At 66.2% G+C, this 18,069-nt stretch carries 16 protein-coding genes; 15 read left to right on the top strand and 1 reads right to left on the bottom strand.

Annotated features, from left to right (window positions below; all coding sequences use genetic code 11):
- From NQJ30_RS06380 to NQJ30_RS06440, 13 genes are all read left to right on the top strand, one after another.
- Positions 1–448: ATP-binding cassette domain-containing protein (locus NQJ30_RS06380; protein ID WP_255769004.1), on the top strand; the 448-nt coding region annotated here is incomplete at its 5' end.
- A gap of 31 nt (positions 449–479) precedes the next feature.
- Entirely contained in the window at positions 480–1,910 is a 1,431-nt protein-coding gene (locus NQJ30_RS06385; RefSeq protein ID WP_255769005.1) for an aldehyde dehydrogenase family protein, read from the top strand.
- Between the two features lie 25 nt (positions 1,911–1,935).
- Positions 1,936–3,885 (top strand): 3D-(3,5/4)-trihydroxycyclohexane-1,2-dione acylhydrolase (decyclizing), encoded by a 1,950-nt coding sequence (gene iolD / locus NQJ30_RS06390; protein ID WP_255769006.1) that lies wholly within the window; start codon positions 1,936–1,938, stop codon positions 3,883–3,885.
- The gene (locus NQJ30_RS06395) at positions 3,882–4,670 is read left to right on the top strand and encodes an HpcH/HpaI aldolase family protein (RefSeq protein ID WP_255769007.1); all 789 of its coding nucleotides are present in this window, start codon (positions 3,882–3,884) and stop codon (positions 4,668–4,670) included. The genes iolD and NQJ30_RS06395 overlap by 4 nt, the downstream gene beginning before the upstream one ends.
- A gap of 28 nt (positions 4,671–4,698) precedes the next feature.
- Entirely contained in the window at positions 4,699–5,910 is a 1,212-nt protein-coding gene (locus tag NQJ30_RS06400) for a Gfo/Idh/MocA family protein (protein WP_255769008.1), read from the top strand.
- A 2-nt stretch (positions 5,911–5,912) separates the two neighbouring features.
- The gene (locus tag NQJ30_RS06405) at positions 5,913–6,938 is read left to right on the top strand and encodes a LacI family DNA-binding transcriptional regulator (protein ID WP_255769009.1); all 1,026 of its coding nucleotides are present in this window, start codon (positions 5,913–5,915) and stop codon (positions 6,936–6,938) included.
- A 74-nt stretch (positions 6,939–7,012) separates the two neighbouring features.
- Positions 7,013–7,945: an NAD(P)-dependent oxidoreductase gene (locus NQJ30_RS06410; RefSeq protein WP_255769010.1), complete on the top strand. Its 933-nt coding sequence runs from the start codon at positions 7,013–7,015 to the stop codon at positions 7,943–7,945.
- 84 nt (positions 7,946–8,029) lie between these two features.
- On the top strand, positions 8,030–9,043 hold the full coding sequence (gene iolG, locus NQJ30_RS06415; protein ID WP_255769011.1) for an inositol 2-dehydrogenase: 1,014 nt from the start codon (positions 8,030–8,032) through the stop codon (positions 9,041–9,043).
- A 3-nt stretch (positions 9,044–9,046) separates the two neighbouring features.
- Positions 9,047–9,832: an SDR family oxidoreductase gene (locus tag NQJ30_RS06420; RefSeq protein WP_255769012.1), complete on the top strand. Its 786-nt coding sequence runs from the start codon at positions 9,047–9,049 to the stop codon at positions 9,830–9,832.
- Positions 9,829–10,716: a sugar phosphate isomerase/epimerase family protein gene (locus tag NQJ30_RS06425; RefSeq protein ID WP_255769013.1), complete on the top strand. Its 888-nt coding sequence runs from the start codon at positions 9,829–9,831 to the stop codon at positions 10,714–10,716. The genes NQJ30_RS06420 and NQJ30_RS06425 overlap by 4 nt, the downstream gene beginning before the upstream one ends.
- Positions 10,713–11,738 (top strand): Gfo/Idh/MocA family protein, encoded by a 1,026-nt coding sequence (locus NQJ30_RS06430; RefSeq protein WP_255769014.1) that lies wholly within the window; start codon positions 10,713–10,715, stop codon positions 11,736–11,738. Before NQJ30_RS06425 ends, NQJ30_RS06430 begins: the two co-directional genes overlap by 4 nt.
- 3 nt (positions 11,739–11,741) lie before the next feature.
- On the top strand, positions 11,742–13,235 hold the full coding sequence (locus tag NQJ30_RS06435; protein WP_255769015.1) for a CoA-acylating methylmalonate-semialdehyde dehydrogenase: 1,494 nt from the start codon (positions 11,742–11,744) through the stop codon (positions 13,233–13,235).
- Positions 13,236–13,329: 94 nt separating this feature from the next.
- Positions 13,330–13,722, top strand: a complete 393-nt coding sequence (locus NQJ30_RS06440) for a nuclear transport factor 2 family protein (RefSeq protein ID WP_255769016.1) — start codon at positions 13,330–13,332, stop codon at positions 13,720–13,722.
- 62 nt (positions 13,723–13,784) lie between these two features.
- Here the strand turns inward: NQJ30_RS06440 and NQJ30_RS06445 are convergent, their stop codons facing one another.
- Positions 13,785–13,928, bottom strand: coding sequence for a hypothetical protein (locus NQJ30_RS06445; RefSeq protein ID WP_255769017.1), 144 nt, complete (start codon positions 13,926–13,928; stop codon positions 13,785–13,787).
- Between the two features lie 324 nt (positions 13,929–14,252).
- Here NQJ30_RS06445 and NQJ30_RS06450 point away from each other — a divergent pair, with 324 nt between their 5' ends.
- Both NQJ30_RS06450 and NQJ30_RS06455 read left to right on the top strand, forming a co-directional pair.
- Positions 14,253–15,986 carry an ABC transporter ATP-binding protein gene (locus tag NQJ30_RS06450; RefSeq protein WP_255769018.1) on the top strand — a complete coding sequence of 578 codons (1,734 nt, stop codon included), beginning with the start codon at positions 14,253–14,255 and terminating at the stop codon, positions 15,984–15,986.
- Complete coding sequence (locus NQJ30_RS06455) at positions 15,983–18,001, top strand: ABC transporter ATP-binding protein (protein ID WP_304663896.1); 2,019 nt, start codon at positions 15,983–15,985, stop codon at positions 17,999–18,001. Before NQJ30_RS06450 ends, NQJ30_RS06455 begins: the two co-directional genes overlap by 4 nt.
- Positions 18,002–18,069: the final 68 nt, after the last annotated feature.

The following is an 18,069-nucleotide window of genomic DNA, read 5'->3' on the forward strand; positions in this document are numbered from 1 at the left end:
TGTGGAACAGCCCATTGGCCAGCTTTCCGGCGGTGAGCGACAGTGTGTGGCGATCGCCCGGGCCGTGTATTTCGGTGCGAAGGTGCTGATCCTGGACGAACCGACGGCCGCGTTGGGCGTGAAGCAGTCCGGCGTGGTGCTGCGGTACATCCTGCAGGCCCGCGACCGCGGCCTCGGGGTCATCTTCATCACCCACAACCCGCACCACGCCTTCCCCGTGGGGGACCGGTTCCTGCTGCTCAAACGCGGCAAATCAATCGGCTACTACGACAAAAAAGACATCACCCTCGACGAACTCACCGCCCAAATGGCCGGCGGTGCCGAACTCGCCGAACTCGCCCACGAACTCGAACAACTCGGCGGCCACACCGAGGCCCTCAAAGAAGTCCAGGCCGAAGTCGCCGACGTCGCAGACGCAGCACACGAAAGCACCACCAAGCGCCACTGAGCGCGAAGGTCTACAACCAGATGGAGCAACCATGCACATGCTAATCGCCGGAACCTGGCGCGGTGCCGCTGACGGCAGGACCGAGGACGTCCGGTCACCTTTCGACGGCCGGATCATTGACACCGTTCCCGTGGCCACGGTCGAGGACGCGCAGGCTGCCCTGGATCGCGCCGAAATCGGCGCCCACCTGCAGCGGTCCACGCCGGCGCACGAGCGGGTGGACATCCTCCTGCGCGCTGCAGCCCTGGCCGACGAGCGTGCCGAGGACATTGCCCAGGCCATCAGCGCTGAAACCGGCAAGCCGATCACGGAGGCCCGGGGAGAAGCCAGCAGGTCGGGAAACATCATCCGCCTGGCCGCCTATGAGGGAAGCCAGCTGTACGGCTCCACCCTTCCCTTGGACGCCAACGCGGGCACAGGGCTGGACAAGATCGGCTTCACCCTGCGCCAGCCCGTGGGCATCGTGGTGGCCATCACGCCGTTCAACTACCCTGCCCTGCTGGTGTTGCACAAAATCGCGCCGGCGCTGGCAGCCGGGAACGCCGTGGTGCTCAAACCCGCCCGGGCCACGCCGCTGACGGCGCTGAAACTGGCGGAGTGTTTTGTGGACGCCGGACTGCCGCCAGAGGCGCTGTCCGTCCTGACCGGGCCGGGCAGCACCCTGGGCGATGTGCTGGTCACAGACCCCCGGGTGCGGAAGGTTTCCTTCACCGGATCCACCGCCACCGGCACGCGGATCAGCTCGATCGCCGGGATCAAGAAACTGTCCCTGGAACTCGGCGCCTCGTGCCCCGTGATCATCCTTCCCGACGCAGACCTGGAACTGGCTTCCAGTGCGGTGGCAGCGGGCGGCTTCATCAACGCCGGCCAGGTGTGCATCTCGGTGCAGCGGGTCATCGTTGACCGCCGCATCGAAGCGGATTTCCTGGACGCGCTGGTCCCCAAGGTGGAGGCCATCGCCGTCGGAAACCCGAAGGAAGCCGACACCCGGCTCGGGTCACTGATCTCCGAGGAGGAAGCGGTGCGTGTCCACACCTCCATCGGCGAGGCCCGGAACTCCGGTGCCAAAGTGCTGACCGGCGGGGACCGCGACGGTGCCGTTATCACCCCGGCTGTTGTTGCCGGCGTCGACCCCCGCTCCCCGCTGAGCCGCAACGAACTGTTTGGTCCCGCCGTCGCGGTTTCCTCCGCTACGGACATCGAATCAGCCATTGCCATGGCCAACGACAACGATTACGGGCTCGGCGCCGGGATCTTCACCAGCGATGTCTCCGGCAGCATCCGGGCCATGCGCCAGATCGACGCCGGAAACATCCACATCAACTGGACGCCCCTGTGGCGGGCCGACCTCATGCCCTACGGAGGACTCAAGGGCAGCGGCATCGGCAAGGAAGGCGTCCGCTCCGCAGTGAATGAAATGACCGAAGAAAAAACGGTCATCCTGCACGGACGCCCCTGGTAACCCACCACCCGACTGGAATAAGGCAATGACCACTAACTCACAGACCATCCGGCTCACCACAGCCCAAGCCGTCATCAAATACCTGTCCGTCCAGCACTCCGTTGCGGACGGCGTCAGGCGCCGCCTGGTGCCGGCCGCCCTGGGGATCTTCGGGCACGGAAACGTTGCCGGCCTGGGCCAGGCCTTCGACGAACTGGCCGATGACATGCCCTTCATCCAGGGCCGCCACGAACAGTACATGGCTCACATTTCGACGGCCTTTGCCAAGGCGAGCAGGCGCCAAGCCGTCCTCGCCGTGACCGCCTCCATCGGCCCGGGTGCCCTCAACCTTGTCACCGCTGCCGGGCTGGCAACGGTGAACAGGCTTCCGCTGCTCCTCCTGCCCGGAGACACGTATGCAACGCGGCACCAGGGACCGGTCCTGCAGCAGCTGGAGCACCCCATCGAGGCTGATGCCACCGTCAACGACGCGTTCCGCCCCGTCTCCCGCTTCTTTGACAGGATCACCCGCCCGGAGCAGCTCCTGACGGCCCTGCCGCAAGCCATGCGCGTGCTGACCAGCCCCACCGATACCGGTGCCGTGGTCATTTCCCTGCCCCAGGACGTGCAGTCCCACGCCTACGACTTCCCGGCCGAATTCTTCGAACCGCGTGACTGGAAAGTCCGGCGGCCGCTGCCGGACCCGGAAGAGGTCGACGACGTCGCCCGGCTCATCCGCTCGGCTGAGCGTCCGGTGATCATCGCCGGCGGCGGGATCCACTACTCGGACGCCCACGCCGCACTCGAGGCGCTGGCCGGCCAGGTGGGAATTCCCGTGGTGGAGACCTTCGGCGGCAAGGGCGCCGTCACCAAGGACGAATGGTGGCAGGTGGGCGGCGTGGGCCTGGAAGGCAACTTCGCCTCCAATACCCTCGTCAAGCAGGCCGACCTGGTCCTGAACGTCGGCACCAGGCTCACCGACTTTGCCACCGGTTCGCAGTCCATCTTTGAAAACCCGGAGGTCCGGTTCGCGTCCCTGAACATTGTTGACGCCGACACCCGCAAACAGGGCGCCACCGGCATCCTCGCGGACGCCCGGCTCGGACTCGAAGCCCTGGCCCAGGCACTGGAAGGCCACAGCACCAGCGAAGCCTGGCAGGACACGGTCCAGGCCGGGAAGGCCGCATGGGCACCCATCCGGGCCAAGTGGCTCGACGCCGACACCGCCTACAACCCCGAGGACCACCCGGACGCGCCCGTCACCGGTGCCGTCCTCACCCAGCCGCAGCTGATCGGAATCATGCAGGAGCACGCACGCTCCGGCGATACCGTCATCGCCGCTGCAGGCGGGCCTCCCGGTGACCTGCAGAAGGTGTGGGACGCCACCGGGAACCGGCACTGCCACCTGGAATTCGGCTTCTCCTGCATGGGCTACGAAATCGCTGCAGGCATGGGCGTCCGGCTGGCCGAAGGCAACAACGACAACCGCGTGGTCACCTTCATCGGCGACGGCACCTTCCTGATGGCACCCACGGAGATCCTCACCGCGGCGCAGGAGGGGCTGAACGTCACCATCATCGTGTCCGAAAACCACGGCTACCAGGTCATCCACCGGCTGCAGATGAACCGCACCGGAAAGGAATTCGGCAACGAGTTCCGCTACCGCACCACCGGCGGCAGCGTTGCGGCCGCTGACGCCCCCAAAGCCCGGCTCGACGGCGACTACCTCAAGGTGGACCTGCGGCAGATCGCCGAAGGCCTTGGTGCGCTGGCCATCCGAGCCACGACCGCAGCCGAGGTCCGGGAGGCACTGTCCTCGACCAGGGCCACCCAGGGCCCGGTGGTCATCGTGGTGCCCACGGTGCCCCATGTTGACCTGCCCGGCGGCGACGTCTGGTGGGACGTTGCCCCGGCAGAAGTCTCCGGTCAGGAATGGGTCCGCACGCTCCGCACCGACTACGAGAAGGCACGCGGCAGCCAGCGGTGGTTCGGATGAGCAGCGAACCTCTGAATGCAGGACCGCTGAACGCAGGTCAGCTCCGGCAGCGACTTGCCGGGGGCGAGGTCACGATCGGCACCTTCGTCGGAATGTCATCGGCGACCGCGGCAGAGGTTTGCGCGGCAGCCGGAGCCGACTGGATCCTGATCGACCTTGAACACGGCTCCGGTGGGGAGGACGCGGTCCGGGACGGCGTTATTGCCGCCGGCAGTTACGGCGTCCCCACCATCGTCAGGGTGGAATCCGGAGACCGCATCCGCATCGGCCGGGTACTGGACCAGGGCGCCGCGGGGATCATGGTGCCGCGGTTGAACACCGTGGAGCAGGCCGTGGAATCGGTGAAGCACATGCTGTATCCGCCAGAAGGTGACCGCGGCGTGGCCACCTACAACCGCTCCTGCCGCTGGGGCATGGACCGTCGGACGCTCACCGAACCGCAGCAGGAATCCCTGGGAGTCATCCAGATCGAAACCCTGGCGGCGCTGGATTCCGTTGAAGACATTGCCGCCCAGGACGGCGTGGACGTTCTCTTCGTCGGACCCCTGGATCTGTCCTACGCCCTCGGGGTCCCGCTGCAGCTGGACAGCAACGTCTTCCAGGAGGCCCTGCAGCGCGTCGTGGCCGCGGCACAGCTGCACAACAAGGCCGCAGGAATACTCGCCGTGGACGGCATGGGAGCCGCCAAATACATCCGCCAGGGCTTCCGGTTCGTGGCCATCGGCTCAGACTCGACCATCATGGCGGCAGCGTTCCGCGACGCCTTCGATACCGCACGCAACTGACTCATTACCAGCAAAGGAAAGCAAGAACGTGAACGCAGAATCCCGCACCATCGGCGTCGGCCTCATCAGCGTGGGCTGGATGGGAAAGCTCCACTCCCGGGCCTACCAGACCGTCCCGTACGCCTACCCGGATCTTGGCCTGAAGACCAAACTCGTCATTGCGGCCGACACGGCGCCCGATCGCGTGGACTATGCCCGCGATGTCCTGGGCTTCGCTGAAGGCACCACCGATTACCACGATGTCCTGAACCACCCGGACGTGGACGTCGTCTCCATCTGCGCCCCCAACTTCCTGCACGCTGAAATCGGCATCGCGGCCGCCAAGGCAGGAAAGCATTTCTGGATCGAAAAGCCTGTGGGACGCGGCTACCAGGAAACCGCAGCCGTACAGGAAGCCGCCGTGGAGGCCGGCGTCGTCACCACCATCGGCTACAACTACCGCCACGCTCCGGCAGTGGAGCACGCACGGAAGCTGATTGCCGAGGGCCGCCTGGGCCGGATCACCAACGTCCGCGCCGTCTTCTTCTCCGGCTACGCCTCCGAGCCCAACGGCGCCCTGTCCTGGCGCTTCGACCGGAAACTCGCCGGCACCGGCGTGCTGGCCGACCTGTTCAGCCACGCCACGGACCTGTGCCAGTATGTAGTCGGACCCATCGCCGAGGTGACCGCGCTGACCAGCACCGTCTACACACAGCGGCCCAAACTGGCCATGGGATCCGGCACGCACTTCGCGGTGATTGAAAACGGTGAGATGGGGGAGGTCGAGAATGAAGACTACGCAGCAGCGCTGGTCCGCTTCGGCCCGTCCGCGGTCGGCGCAGGAGCCGTGGGCACCATCGAATCCTCCCGCGTCGCGGTGGGTCCCGAGTGCGGGTACCAGATTGAGGTCTACGGCACCGAAGGCTCCCTCAAGTGGGACTTTGAGCGCATGAACGAACTCAAGGTATGCCTGGGGCGCAACAACGAGGAGCAGGGGTACACCACGGTGAACGCCAGCCCGCGCCACGGCGACTACGCCTACTTCCAGCCCGGACCCGGCAACAGCATGGGCTTTGATGACCTCAAAGTGATCGAGGCGAAGAAGTTCCTCGTCGCCGTCGCCGGCGGCGCCCAGGAAAACTCCAACATTCACGACGCCGCCTCCGCGGCCGCGATCGTCAGCGCCGCCGAAACATCCTCGCTCTCCGGCCAGTGGCAGAAGATCGAGGAAATCCACGGCACCACGGCAGCGCGGGGCTAGCCATGACCACCGCGTCCGCCCGCCGGCCCACGATCAAGGACGTAGCCGAACGCGCCGGCGTGTCCAAGTCCTTGGTCTCCCTCGTCCTGCGCGATTCACCACGCGTCAGTGACGAACGCCGGCGGCGGGTGCTCGAAGTCGTTGAGGAAATGGGCTATGAGCTGAACCTCGCAGCCCGCTCCCTGGCAACACGGGACAACGGAACCATCGGCGTCCTGGTCAGCGACATGCACAATCCGTGGGCGTTCGACGTGGCCGACGCCGCCAGGACCGTTCTTGAGGAGGCCGGGCACACCGTCCTCTTCAGTGCGGTCACGGCCGCCGGCAGGGGAGTGGACCAGTCCATCCTCCAGGCCTTCAGGGACCTGCGCGTGGCAGGCCTGCTCGTGGTGGGAACGGTGCCGGACAAGGCTCCGTTCAACCGGGCCGTGTCCGGCGGGGCCGTGGTCTTCGCCGGCGGCGGACCGGACTACATCGACACCGCGGACGTAGTCCGCAGCGACGATACCCTCGGCATGAGCATGGTAGTTGAGCACCTGATCGCCCAGGGACACGAGAACATCGCGCACCTGGGCGGGCTGGGCGGCTCGGTGGGCCGGGCACGCGTGGACGGATATTCCGCCGCCATGGAAGAACACGGCCTGGCCCGCCACATCCACATTGTCGAAGCCGACTTCTTCCAGGAGTCCGGCTACATTGCCGCCCAACGGGCGCTGGGCTCCTCGCGGTCCAAGCACCAGCGCCCCACGGCGCTGGCATGTATCAACGACCTTGCGGCCTTCGGGGCGATGACTGCTGCCGATGAACGCGGCGTTGAAGTAGCCATCACCGGCTACGACAACATCGCATTGGGTGCCATGCCCCGCCTGGGCCTGACCACCGTTGACCCGGACAGTTCCGGCATCGGTGTGGCCGGGGCGAAAACGCTCCTGCAGCGTATCCAGGACCGTAACTCGAACGGCGGGTTCGTCCACCAGCCGATCGTCCCTCAACTGGTCATCCGCACGTCCAGCCTGCTCGGCCTCTAACCTCCCACCCGTACCGTCACCCCGCGGCTTTCAAAGCCTTCCCGGAGTGCACCCCCACATCTTCAAGGATGACGATGGCAACACTCAGCACACCCCAAATACTTGTGGCCCTTGGCAGCGTCGAGGCCGGACTGGTGGAACCGGAACTGGCGCCGCACCAGCAAATCATCCACAACCCCACCGACGCGGACCTGGCCCGGGCCGATGCCGCCATTGTTCGCGCCGCCTACCGGGTGGACCGTGAGCTCCTGGACCGGATGCCCGCGCTGAAGGTCATCGCGAGGACCGGCGTTGGCACCGACCTCGTGGACGTGGCGGAGGCGAACCGGCGCGGCATCCCCGTGGTCATCACGCCCGGGAGCAACACGGCGTCAGTGGCCGAAGGCGTGTTCTCCCACCTCCTGGCACTGGTGAAGAAGCTGTCGACGCTGACGGCGCTGGTCCGGGACGGCCGCTGGGACGAACGGTCCGGGGCGGCTGTGGGAGACCTGGAGGGTTTCACCCTGGGCATCATCGGATATGGCCGCATCGGTCGCCGCGTGGCCCGGATCGCCGAGGCCTTCGACCTCAAGGTCGTGGCCTTTGATCCGTTCGCAGACGTCCCGGCCGGCATCCGCTGCGAAACTGTCGAGGAACTGCTGGGCCGCAGCGACTTCGTTACCCTGCACGTGCCCCTGACGCCCGAAAACCACAACCTCATCAACGCTGAACGTCTCGCACTGCTCCCCGCCGGGGCCATCCTCATCAACTGCAGCCGGGGCGGACTCGTGGACCTGGACGCAGCCCACGAGGCCCTTCTCTCCGGGCAGCTGGGCGGCCTGGGTTTGGATGTCTACGATCCCGAACCGCCGGCCCACCACGCCGTCTTTGACCACGGGAACGTGGTCCTCACGCCCCACTTGATGGGGTTCACCCGCCAGGGAATGGCCCACACGGTCCGCGACGCCGCCAAAGGCGCCGTCGATGTCCTGGCCGGCCGCTCCCCGGCCGCCGTGGCAACACCGTGACAGGAAGCCCCGCAACACTCAATCAACTTCGCTCAACCGCAGGCGGATCAGCTGCCCGCGGCCAACAGGAAAGGACCTCCACCCATGTCCAGTGACCGACCCCTCAAGGTTGCCCTCTTCGGATCCGGCCGCATCGGCCAGGTCCATGCCCGGAACATCGCCGACCACCCTGACCTGGAACTGGCCTGGATCGCTGATCCGTTCATCAAGGGTGCGCAGGACCTTGCCGCCATCACCGGGGCGAAGGCCGTCGAAACCGCCGATGAGGTGTTCGCCAACGCTGACCTGGACGCCATCATCATCGGCTCACCGACCAGCACGCACGTTGACCTGATCTCCCGGGCGACGGCCGCCGGCGTCGCCGCCCTCTGCGAAAAGCCCATCGACCTGGACATCGACCGGGTCCGCGAGTGCCGGGACCGGATCCGCGGCACCAGCAGCCCCCTGATGCTTGGCTTCAACCGCCGCTTCGACCCGAACTTCTCCTCGCTCCGCGCACGGGTTGAGGCCGGGGAAATCGGCCGCCTGGAGCAGCTGACCATCATCAGCCGGGACCCGGCCCCCGCACCCAAGGCGTATATCGAGACCTCCGGCGGAATCTTCCGGGACCAGAGCATCCACGACCTGGACATGGCCAGGTTCTTCGTCCCGGACATCGTCGAGGTATCGGCCACCGGTTCGAACCTGTTCTGCGACTACATAGAAGAGGCCGGCGACTTCGACTCGGTGGTCATCAACCTGCGCGGACGCGGCGGTGAACAGATCACCATCATCAATTCCCGCCACAGCGCCTACGGCCACGACCAGCGGCTGGAAGCCTTCGGCAGCGAGGGCCTCCTGACCGCCGGCAACATGGCCCCCACCACCGTGCGCAAGTACAGCGCCGCGGGCACCGAGGAATCCGACGCCTACCTGCCGTTCTTCCTGGAACGCTACGCACAGGCCTACCGCAATGAGCTGGACAGCTTCGTTCAGGCCATCCGCGGCGGAACCAGCTGCAGCCCCGGCTTCGACGACGGCGTGATGGCCCTCGTGCTGGCCAACGCCGCAGACGAATCCGCCAGGTCCGGCCGCGTCGTCACCATCGGAAAGGAGTAGGGAATGAACAGCCCGCTCCTCGCGGACAAGGTGGTCCTTGTCAGCGGTGGCACCCAGGGCCTCGGCGCCGGCATTGCCCGCCGGGCGGCAGCCGAAGGCGCGGCAGGTGTGGCCGTGACTGGCCGCAACGCCGACTCCGGCGAACGGCTCGCCGCCGAGCTGGAGCAGTCCGGCGTCAAGGCACGCTTCATCAAAACCGATCTGGCCGACGTCGAGCAGGCCAGGAACTCCGTGCTGGAAACCATCTCCGTGTTCGGGCAGCTCGACTGCGCCGTCAACGCCGCCGGGCTCACCACCCGCGGCACCATGCTGGACACCACACCGGAACTCTTCGATGCGCACATCGCCGTCAACCTGAAATCACCGTTTTTCATCATGGCGGAGACAATCAAGCACCTGCGGGAGCGCGGAGTTCCCGGCAGCATCCTGAACGTCATCTCCATCGCCGAACTCGGCGGCCAGCCCTATCTGGCGCCGTACGTGGCGGCGAAGGCCGGGCTGGCCGGCGCCACCCGGAATGCCGCCCACGCGCACCGCTGGGACAAGATCAGGATCAACGGCCTGGACATCGGCTGGACGGCCACCGACGGCGAAGAAGAGACCCAGCGGAAATTTCACGGCGCAGGAGACGACTGGCTGGAAAAAGCCAACGCCTCCGTGCCGATGGGCAGGCTCGGCCAAGTGGACGAGATCGCCGAATTTGCAGTTTTTCTCCTCTCCAGCAGGAGCGGAGTGGTCACCGGCTCGGTCATTGACTGGGATCAGAACGTACTTGGAGGATCAGATTGAGCATCATCACCAGCCGCCTTGCCGCCGCCCCCATTTCCTGGGGCGTATGTGAAGTCCCCGGGTGGGGGCACCAACTTGAAGCAGACCGGGTGCTGTCCGAAATGACGGCACTGGGCATCACCGCCACGGAATTCGGCCCGGCGGGCTTCCTCCCGGAGGAAGCCAACGCGCGCGCCGAGGTCTTGCAGCGGCACAACCTGCAGGCCATCGGCGGGTTCTTCCCGATCATCCTGCATGATGCCGCGAAGGATCCGCTCAAAGCGGTTTCGGCGGAACTGGACGCCTACCAGGCAGCGGGTGCCAGCATCATGGTGCTGGCCGCGGAAACCGGCGTCGCCGGATACGATCAGCGCCACGAGCTCGACGCCGATGGCTGGCACCTGTTCGGCCGGAACCTGGACACCATCGTCAAGGCAGCTGCAGATCAGGGCATCCAGGCAGTGGTGCACCCGCACGTGGGCACCATGATCGAGACGACGTCGGACGTCAACCGCGTCCTCAACGACACCGCCGCGAACCTCTGCCTGGACACCGGCCACCTCCTCATCGGCGGCACGGAGCCCGGACAGCTCGCCCGGGAGTACGCCGCGCGCATCGGCCACACGCACCTCAAGGACGTGCGAAGGGCCGTCGCCGAGCGCGTCCAGAAGGGTGAAATCTCCTACACCGACGGCGTCAAGTCCGGGATGTACGTCCCGCTCGGCCAGGGAGACGTGGGCATCGCCGACATCGTCCTGAACCTCCTTGAAGCTGGCTATGGCGGCTGGTTCACGATGGAGCAGGACACCATCCTCGAAGCAGCACCGGAAGGCGAAGGTCCCGTCCAGGATGTCCGGCAGTCCGTGGCGTTCCTCCGGGACCTGGAAGCCGGGCTCGCCACATGAGTGCGGTGCGCTGGGGCGTCCTCACCACCGCACGCATCGCCCAGGACAGGTTCCTGCCGGCCATGCAGAAGGCCCGCAACGCCACCGCCTCGGCCATCAGCAGCCCCAACGGCCGTGCCGCCGAGGTCGCCGTGCGCTTCGGCATCCCGACTGCCTACTCCTCCCATGAGGAACTGCTGGCTGATCCGGCCATTGAGGCCGTCTACCTGCCGTTTCCCAACGGACTGCACACCGAATGGATCATCGCGGCAGCGGAGGCCGGCAAGGACATCCTCTGCGAGAAGCCACTGGTGGGCAGCCTCGAGGACTATGCCCGCGTCGTCGAGGCCTGCGAGCGCAACGGTGTGAGCCTGATGGAAGCGTTCATGTACAGGTTCCACCCGCAGCACCAGAAGGTCCGTGAGTTCATCGACGCCGGCCGGATCGGCCAGATTGTGTCGATGCATGCGCGCTTCCACTTTGTGATGGACCGCAGCCCGGGGGAAGTCCGGCTGCAGACGGGACTGGAGGGCGGCGCCGTCAATGACGTTGGGTGCTACGCCATCGACATCATGAACATGGTGATGGGGCGGACCCCCGTCAGCGTGTATGCCAAGGGCACCAGCCCGTCGGACCCCGTGGAGACCACCGTCGCCGCGATCCTGGATTACGACGGCGTGATCGGCACCTTGGACTGCGGCTTCGAAGGACCCCGCACCAACACCTTCCAGATCATCGGCACCAAGGGACAGATCACCCTCGACAAGGCGTTTGACCCCGACCCCGGGGACGCGGCCCGCGTGACCGTCTCGCTCCGGGACGGCAGCACCGAGGTCTTCGATGTCATCGAGGACCCGTTCAAGGTCGAAATTGAACGGTTCAGCATCTGGGCCCGCAGCGCCGGGCAGGAGGTTGTCCATCAGGAACTGACGGAGCAGAACCTGGCCGTCCGCCTCGCCATCCATGAATCCCTGGCCGCAGGACTCCCGCGGGACGTCGAACCGGTGCACGCCGTGGAACACCACTTACTACAGGAGCAGTAACCCATGACTTTCATCAACCACTTCATCAGCGGATCCGAGGCTGCAGGTTCCGGAACCGACACCAAGCCCGTCTACAACCCCGCCACGGGCGCCATCACCGCAGAGCTGCGGCTGGCCAACCAGGCGGACCTTGAGACCACCGTGGCTGCGGCCAAGGCCGCCGCCGTCACCTGGGGCGACATTTCCCTGGCCAAGCGCACGGCCGTGCTGTTCAAGTTCCGCGAACTCGTCGCGTCCCACGTGGACGACCTCGCCGCGTTGATCACCGCCGAGCACGGCAAGGTCCTGTCCGACGCGAAGGGCGAGATCGGCCGCGGCCTGGAGGTCATCGAGTTTGCCTGCGGCATCCCGCAACTCCTCAAGGGGGAGTACTCGGACCAGGTTTCCACCGGGATTGATGTGTTCTCGTTCCGCGAGCCGATCGGCGTGGTTGCCGGCATCACCCCGTTCAACTTCCCCGTGATGGTGCCGCTCTGGATGGCCCCGATGGCGATCGCCACCGGCAACGCCTTCATCCTCAAGCCCTCCCACCGTGTCCCGTCAGCGGCCATGCTGCTGGCTGACCTGTTCAAGCAGGCGGGGCTGCCCGACGGCGTGTTCCAGGTCCTGCACGGTGACCGTGAGGTGGTCTCCGGCCTGCTGACGCACCCGGACGTAGACGGCATCTCCTTCGTGGGCTCCACCCCGGTGGCCAAGCACATCAATGAAGTGGCAACGGCGCATGGCAAGCGGGTCCAGGCCCTGGGCGGGGCGAAGAACCACGCGATCGTGCTGCCCGACGCCGACCTCGACAACGCCGCCGACCACCTGGCCGCGGCCGCATTTGGCTCCGCCGGGCAGCGCTGCATGGCCATTTCCGTCGCGGTGGCTGTGGGGGACGCCGCCGACCTGCTGGTCAAGAAGGTGGAGGAGCGCGCCGTGGCCGTCCGGGTCAAGAACGGCACGGAACCCGACGCCGACATGGGCCCGGTCATCAGTGCGGACTCCAGGAACTTCATCGTCAAGACCATTGGCGAGGCGGAAGCCGCCGGAGCCGCCATGGTGGTGGACGGCCGCGACCTCGTGGTTCCCGGCCACGAAGAGGGCTTTTGGGTTGGCCCCACGGTCATCGACCATGTGAAGACCGAGATGAGCGCGTACACCGAGGAGATCTTCGGACCGGTCCTTGTGGTGGTCCGGGTGGAGGATCTCGACGCCGGAATCGCCCTGATCAACGCCAACCCGTACGGCAATGGCACCGCGATCTTCACCTCGTCCGGCGCTGCTGCCCGGAAGTTCCAGCGGTCCGTGGATGTGGGCATGATCGGCATCAACGTGCCCCTGCCGGTGCCGGTTGCCTACTACTCCTTCGGCGGCTGGAAGGCCTCGCTCTTCGGCGACAAGCACATCTACGGCCCCGAGGGCGTGTCCTTCTACACCCGCGGCAAGGTGGTCACGTCCCGCTGGCCCGAGGCCAGCCATGCGTCCGGGGCGTCGTATAACTTCCCGTCCAACTGACGGGACCCTGACGGGAACCGACGGACCTCGACAAGCCCAACCGCCAGGCTTAAAATTGCTCCGCCGGGACCCGACAAGTTGGAAAGGGTTCGAGATGGGAAACGAGGAAGACGCCGCACTGGTGCGGCGCGGGTACGCAGCCTTCAATTCGGGCGATATCGAAACACTGAAGGGCCTCTTCGCCCCTGATGCGGTCTGGCGCGTTGGCGGCAACGGCGGCCTCGCCGGGGTCAAACAAGGGGCGGACGAGATTTTGGCTTATTTCGGCGAGCTGTTTTCGCGCTCGGGCGGCACGGCAAAGGCTGAACTTCAGGATGTGATCGCCGGTGAGAGCCACACTGTGGCCCTGCAAACCTCCCAAGCCCAACGGAACGGCCAGTCCATGGAGCAGCATGGCGTCATCGTCTTCACGCTTAAGGACGGCAAAGTCACCGAGGTCAACGAGTTCCAGGAGGACACGGCGAAGGCCTCCGAGTTCTGGTCCTGAGGGGCTGATTCAGGAACCGTGCTCCGGGCCGGCCGCGTGTGCGGCCGGCCTGGAGACACCCGTCAGTTGAGGTCGAAGCGGTCCAGTTCCATGACCTTCACCCACGCGGCGACGAAGTCGTTGACGAACTTTTCCCTGCCGTCATCGCTCGCGTAGACCTCGGCCAGGGCCCTGAGCTGGGAGTTGGAGCCGAACACCAGGTCCACGGGCGTGGCGGTCCACTTCAGTGACAGGGCGAGAAAGTCATACCGGGTCCAGCGACCATGCCCCCGGCGCTCGGGGACCCAATAAATGTAACGGGTGTTCCGGGCGATCGGTCATGAGATTCCTTCCATGTGGCCGAGGCCGTGGAGCGGACTCGGGCGGCCGGTTCAACCTTTCCATTTGACCATGTACGGTCAGCGCGGGGGAGGGTTCTGCGCCCTCAGAGAACTGACCGTCTTTCTCCTGCCGGAACAAGCCCAGTTCCCAGCCTCCGGACGTAAACTGACCTTCGCATCACGTTATGTGAGCCTTGGAACAGGAGCCTGATGCTCTGGAAACTGCTTGTTGAATACCTGCGGCCGCACCGGCAGCTGCTGATCGCCGTCGTGGTTTTCCAGCTGGCGCAGTCCATCGCGTCCCTCTACCTGCCCACGCTGAACGCGGACATCATCGACGAAGGCGTGGCCAAGGGGAATACCGGCGTCATCCTTAACCTCGGCGGGCTGATGCTGGGCATCACGCTGCTGCAGATCGTGTGCTCCATTGTCGCCGTGTATTTCGCGGCGAAGGCCGCGATGGGCCTGGGCCGGGACCTGCGCGGCGCCATCTTTGGACGGGTGGGTGAGTTCTCCGAGCAGGAGGTCACCAAGTTCGGCGCGCCCAGCCTGATCACGCGCTCCACGAACGATGTCCAGCAGGTCCAGCAGCTGGTGCTGATGTCCGCCACCATGCTGGTCACCGCGCCCATGCTGAGCATTGGCGGCGTGATCATGGCGGTCCGGCAGGACGCGCAGCTGTCCTGGCTGATCGCCGTCTCCGTCCCGGTGCTGCTGATCGCCGTCGGCCTCATCATCACGCGGATGGTGCCGCTGTTCCGGAAGATGCAGAAGCGGATCGACACGGTGAACCGCGTCCTCCGAGAGCAGCTCACCGGCATCAGGGTGGTGCGGGCGTTCGTCCGGGAGGACATCGAAACCGCCCGGTTCGCGCAGGCCAACGAGGACGTCACGGACACCGCGCTGCGTGCCGGCCGGCTGATGGCGCTCGCGTTCCCCACCGTGATGCTGGTGCTGAACGTCTCCAGCGTGGCCGTGATCTGGTTCGGCTCGTTCCGGATCGAGGACGGCTCCATGCAGGTGGGCACCCTCATCGCGTTCCTGAGCTACCTGATGCAGATCCTGATGTCCGTCATGATGGCCACGTTCATGGCCGTGATGATCCCGCGCGCCTCGGTGTCCGCGGACCGGATCGGTGAGGTGCTGGGGACGGAATCGAGCGTTCGGCCGCCGAAGAATCCCCGCAGCAGCGCCGTCCGGCGTGGGGAACTGGAACTGCGCGACGCCGGATTCGCCTACCCGGGTGCCGATCAGCCCGTCCTGTCCGGGATCAGCTTCACCGCCAGGGCCGGGCAGACCACGGCCATCATCGGCAGCACCGGCTCGGGCAAGACCACGCTGGTAAACCTCATGCCGCGGCTGTTCGACGCCACCACCGGCTCTGTGATGATCGACGGCGTGGACGTTCGCGAGCTGCACCCGGACCTGCTCTGGGGGCACATCGGGCTGGTTCCGCAGCGTCCGTATCTGTTCAGCGGGACCGTCCGCAGCAACCTGCAGTACGGCAAGCCGGATGCCACCGAGGATGAGCTCTGGGCCGCGCTGGACATCGCCCAGGCGCGCGACTTCGTGGAGGAGATGGAGGGCGGACTCGACGCGCCAATCAGCCAGGGCGGCACCAACGTTTCCGGCGGGCAGCGGCAGCGGCTGGCGATTGCCCGGGCCCTGGTGAAACGGCCCGAACTGTACATCTTTGACGACTCGTTCTCCTCGCTGGACACCGGCACCGACGCCCGGCTGCGCCAGGCACTCAAGCGCAGCACCGCCGGCGCCACGCTGGTGATCATCGCCCAGCGGGTCTCCAGCATCGTGACCGCGGACCAGATCCTGGTGCTCGACGACGGCAGGATCGTGGGACGCGGCACGCACCGAGAGCTGCTGGAGACCTCTGAGACGTACCGCGAAATTGTGTCCTCCCAGCTGGCGGCGGAGGAGACGGTATGAGCCCGGAACCCACTCCCGAAGCCGGCACCAAAGCCGCACCCGCCGCCAAAACCGGAGGCGCCGCCGTCGTACGCATTCCGCGCCCGGCGGGCGGGCCGGGACGCGGCGGACCGTTCGGCGGGATGAACATCCCGGCGGAGAAGGCGATGAACTTCTGGCCGTCAGCCAGGCGGCTGGCCGGGACGCTGCGGCCCGAACGGCTGTGGCTGCTGCTGGTGCTGGTGGCGGCGGCGGTGAGTGTGGCGCTCTCGGTGATCGGGCCGCGGCTGCTGGGGGAGGGCACCAACCTGATCTTCGCCGGGGTGGTGTCCAGGCAGCTGCCCGCCGGGGTGACCAAGGAGCAGCTGATCGCGCAGCTGCGGGCCGTGGGGGAGAACCAGAAGGCGGACATGCTCACGCCGATGGCGCTGACGCCGGGGCAGGGGATCGACTTCGCGGCGCTGGGGAACGTGCTGACGTGGGCGCTGGTGCTGTATGTGCTGGCGTCGGCGCTGATGTGGGTGCAGGCGTATGTGCTGAACGGGGTGGTGCAGCGGACGGTGTTCGGGCTGCGCGAGAGGATCGAGGCGAAGATCAACCGGCTGCCGCTGCGGTACTTCGATTCGATCCAGCGCGGCGAGCTGCTCAGCCGGGTGACGAACGACGTGGACAACATCTCCCAGAGCCTGCAGCAGTCCATCAGCCAGGCGGTCACGTCGGTGCTGACGGTGGTGGGTGTGCTGGTGATGATGGTGATCCTCTCGCCCACGCTGGCGCTGATCGCGCTGGTGACCATTCCGCTGACACTGGGGATCACGGCGCTGATCGCCAAGCGCTCGCAGAAGCTGTTTGTGGCGCAGTGGAAGCACACCGGGGAGCTGAACGGGCAGATCGAGGAGACCTACACCGGGCATGCGCTGGTGAAGGTGTTCGGCCGGCAGCGCGAGGTGGAGGAGCGGTTCCGGCAGAAGAACGTGGAGCTGTATAGCGCGAGCTTCGGCGCGCAGTTCATTTCCGGGCTGATCATGCCGGCCATGACGTTCATCGGGAACCTGGTGTACGTGGGGATCGCGGTGGTGGGCGGCCTGCAGGTGGCGTCCGGGGCCATGCAGCTGGGCGATGTGCAGGCGTTCATCCAGTACTCGCGGCAGTTCACCATGCCGCTGGCGCAGCTGGGGTCCATGGCCAACCTGCTGCAGTCCGGGGTGGCGTCCGCCGAGCGGGTGTTCTCGCTGCTGGATGAATCTGAAGAATCCGAAGAGGCTCCTGCTTCTTCGGAGCCGGTGTTTGGGCGGGGGCGGCTGGTGTTTGAGGACGTGTCCTTCTCGTATTCGCCGGACAAGCCGCTGATCGCTGACCTTTCGTTGGTGGCGGAGCCGGGGCAGACGGTGGCAATCGTCGGGCCCACCGGTGCGGGCAAGACCACGCTGGTGAACCTGATGATGCGGTTCTACGAGCTGGATGCGGGGCGGATAACGCTCGACGGCGTGGACATCACCTCGGTGCCGCGGCGTGAGCTGCGCTCGCGCCTGGGGATGGTGCTGCAGGATACGTGGCTGTTCGGCGGGACCATCCGGGACAACATCGCGTACGGCCGGCCATCTGCTTCGGAAGACGAGATTTTGGAGGCGGCGCGGGCGACGTATGTGGACCGGTTCGTGCGGTCCTTGCCGGAGGGGTACGACACGGTTCTGGAGGACGAGGGTTCTAATGTTTCGGCTGGTGAGAAGCAGTTGCTGACGATCGCCCGGGCGTTCCTGGCCCGGCCGTCGGTACTGATCCTTGACGAGGCGACCTCCTCCGTGGATACGCGGACCGAGGTGTTGGTGCAGAAGGCGATGAATGCCTTGCGCTCCGACCGGACTTCCTTTGTGATTGCGCACCGCCTGTCCACGATCCGCGACGCCGACCTCATCCTGGTGATGGAGGCCGGGCAGATCGTGGAGCAGGGGACGCACGCTTCATTGCTGGCTGCGGGCGGGGCCTATGCCCGGCTGTACGAGGCCCAGTTCGCGGCTCCGGTGGCGGAGGTTTAAGGGTTTAGCATTGCCGGCATATACACCATGGCGCTTAGCTTCTGACTGAGGAATCTGCTATAGAGTCG

It is taken from the genome of Pseudarthrobacter sulfonivorans, from assembly GCF_024391045.1.
In the GTDB taxonomy this organism is placed as follows: Bacteria; Actinomycetota; Actinomycetes; order Actinomycetales; family Micrococcaceae; genus Arthrobacter; species Arthrobacter sulfonivorans_B.

Coding starts and splice junctions, on each gene's coding strand:
- NQJ30_RS06440 (WP_255769016.1), top strand. CDS start 13,330: ATGGGAAACGAGGAAGACGCCGCACTGGTGCGGCGCGGGTACGCAGCC.
- NQJ30_RS06435 (WP_255769015.1), top strand. CDS start 11,742: ATGACTTTCATCAACCACTTCATCAGCGGATCCGAGGCTGCAGGTTCC.
- NQJ30_RS06450 (WP_255769018.1), top strand. CDS start 14,253: ATGCTCTGGAAACTGCTTGTTGAATACCTGCGGCCGCACCGGCAGCTG.
- NQJ30_RS06385 (WP_255769005.1), top strand. CDS start 480: ATGCACATGCTAATCGCCGGAACCTGGCGCGGTGCCGCTGACGGCAGG.
- NQJ30_RS06395 (WP_255769007.1), top strand. CDS start 3,882: ATGAGCAGCGAACCTCTGAATGCAGGACCGCTGAACGCAGGTCAGCTC.
- NQJ30_RS06405 (WP_255769009.1), top strand. CDS start 5,913: ATGACCACCGCGTCCGCCCGCCGGCCCACGATCAAGGACGTAGCCGAA.
- NQJ30_RS06430 (WP_255769014.1), top strand. CDS start 10,713: ATGAGTGCGGTGCGCTGGGGCGTCCTCACCACCGCACGCATCGCCCAG.
- NQJ30_RS06455 (WP_304663896.1), top strand. CDS start 15,983: ATGAGCCCGGAACCCACTCCCGAAGCCGGCACCAAAGCCGCACCCGCC.
- iolD (WP_255769006.1), top strand. CDS start 1,936: ATGACCACTAACTCACAGACCATCCGGCTCACCACAGCCCAAGCCGTC.
- iolG (WP_255769011.1), top strand. CDS start 8,030: ATGTCCAGTGACCGACCCCTCAAGGTTGCCCTCTTCGGATCCGGCCGC.
- NQJ30_RS06420 (WP_255769012.1), top strand. CDS start 9,047: ATGAACAGCCCGCTCCTCGCGGACAAGGTGGTCCTTGTCAGCGGTGGC.
- NQJ30_RS06410 (WP_255769010.1), top strand. CDS start 7,013: ATGGCAACACTCAGCACACCCCAAATACTTGTGGCCCTTGGCAGCGTC.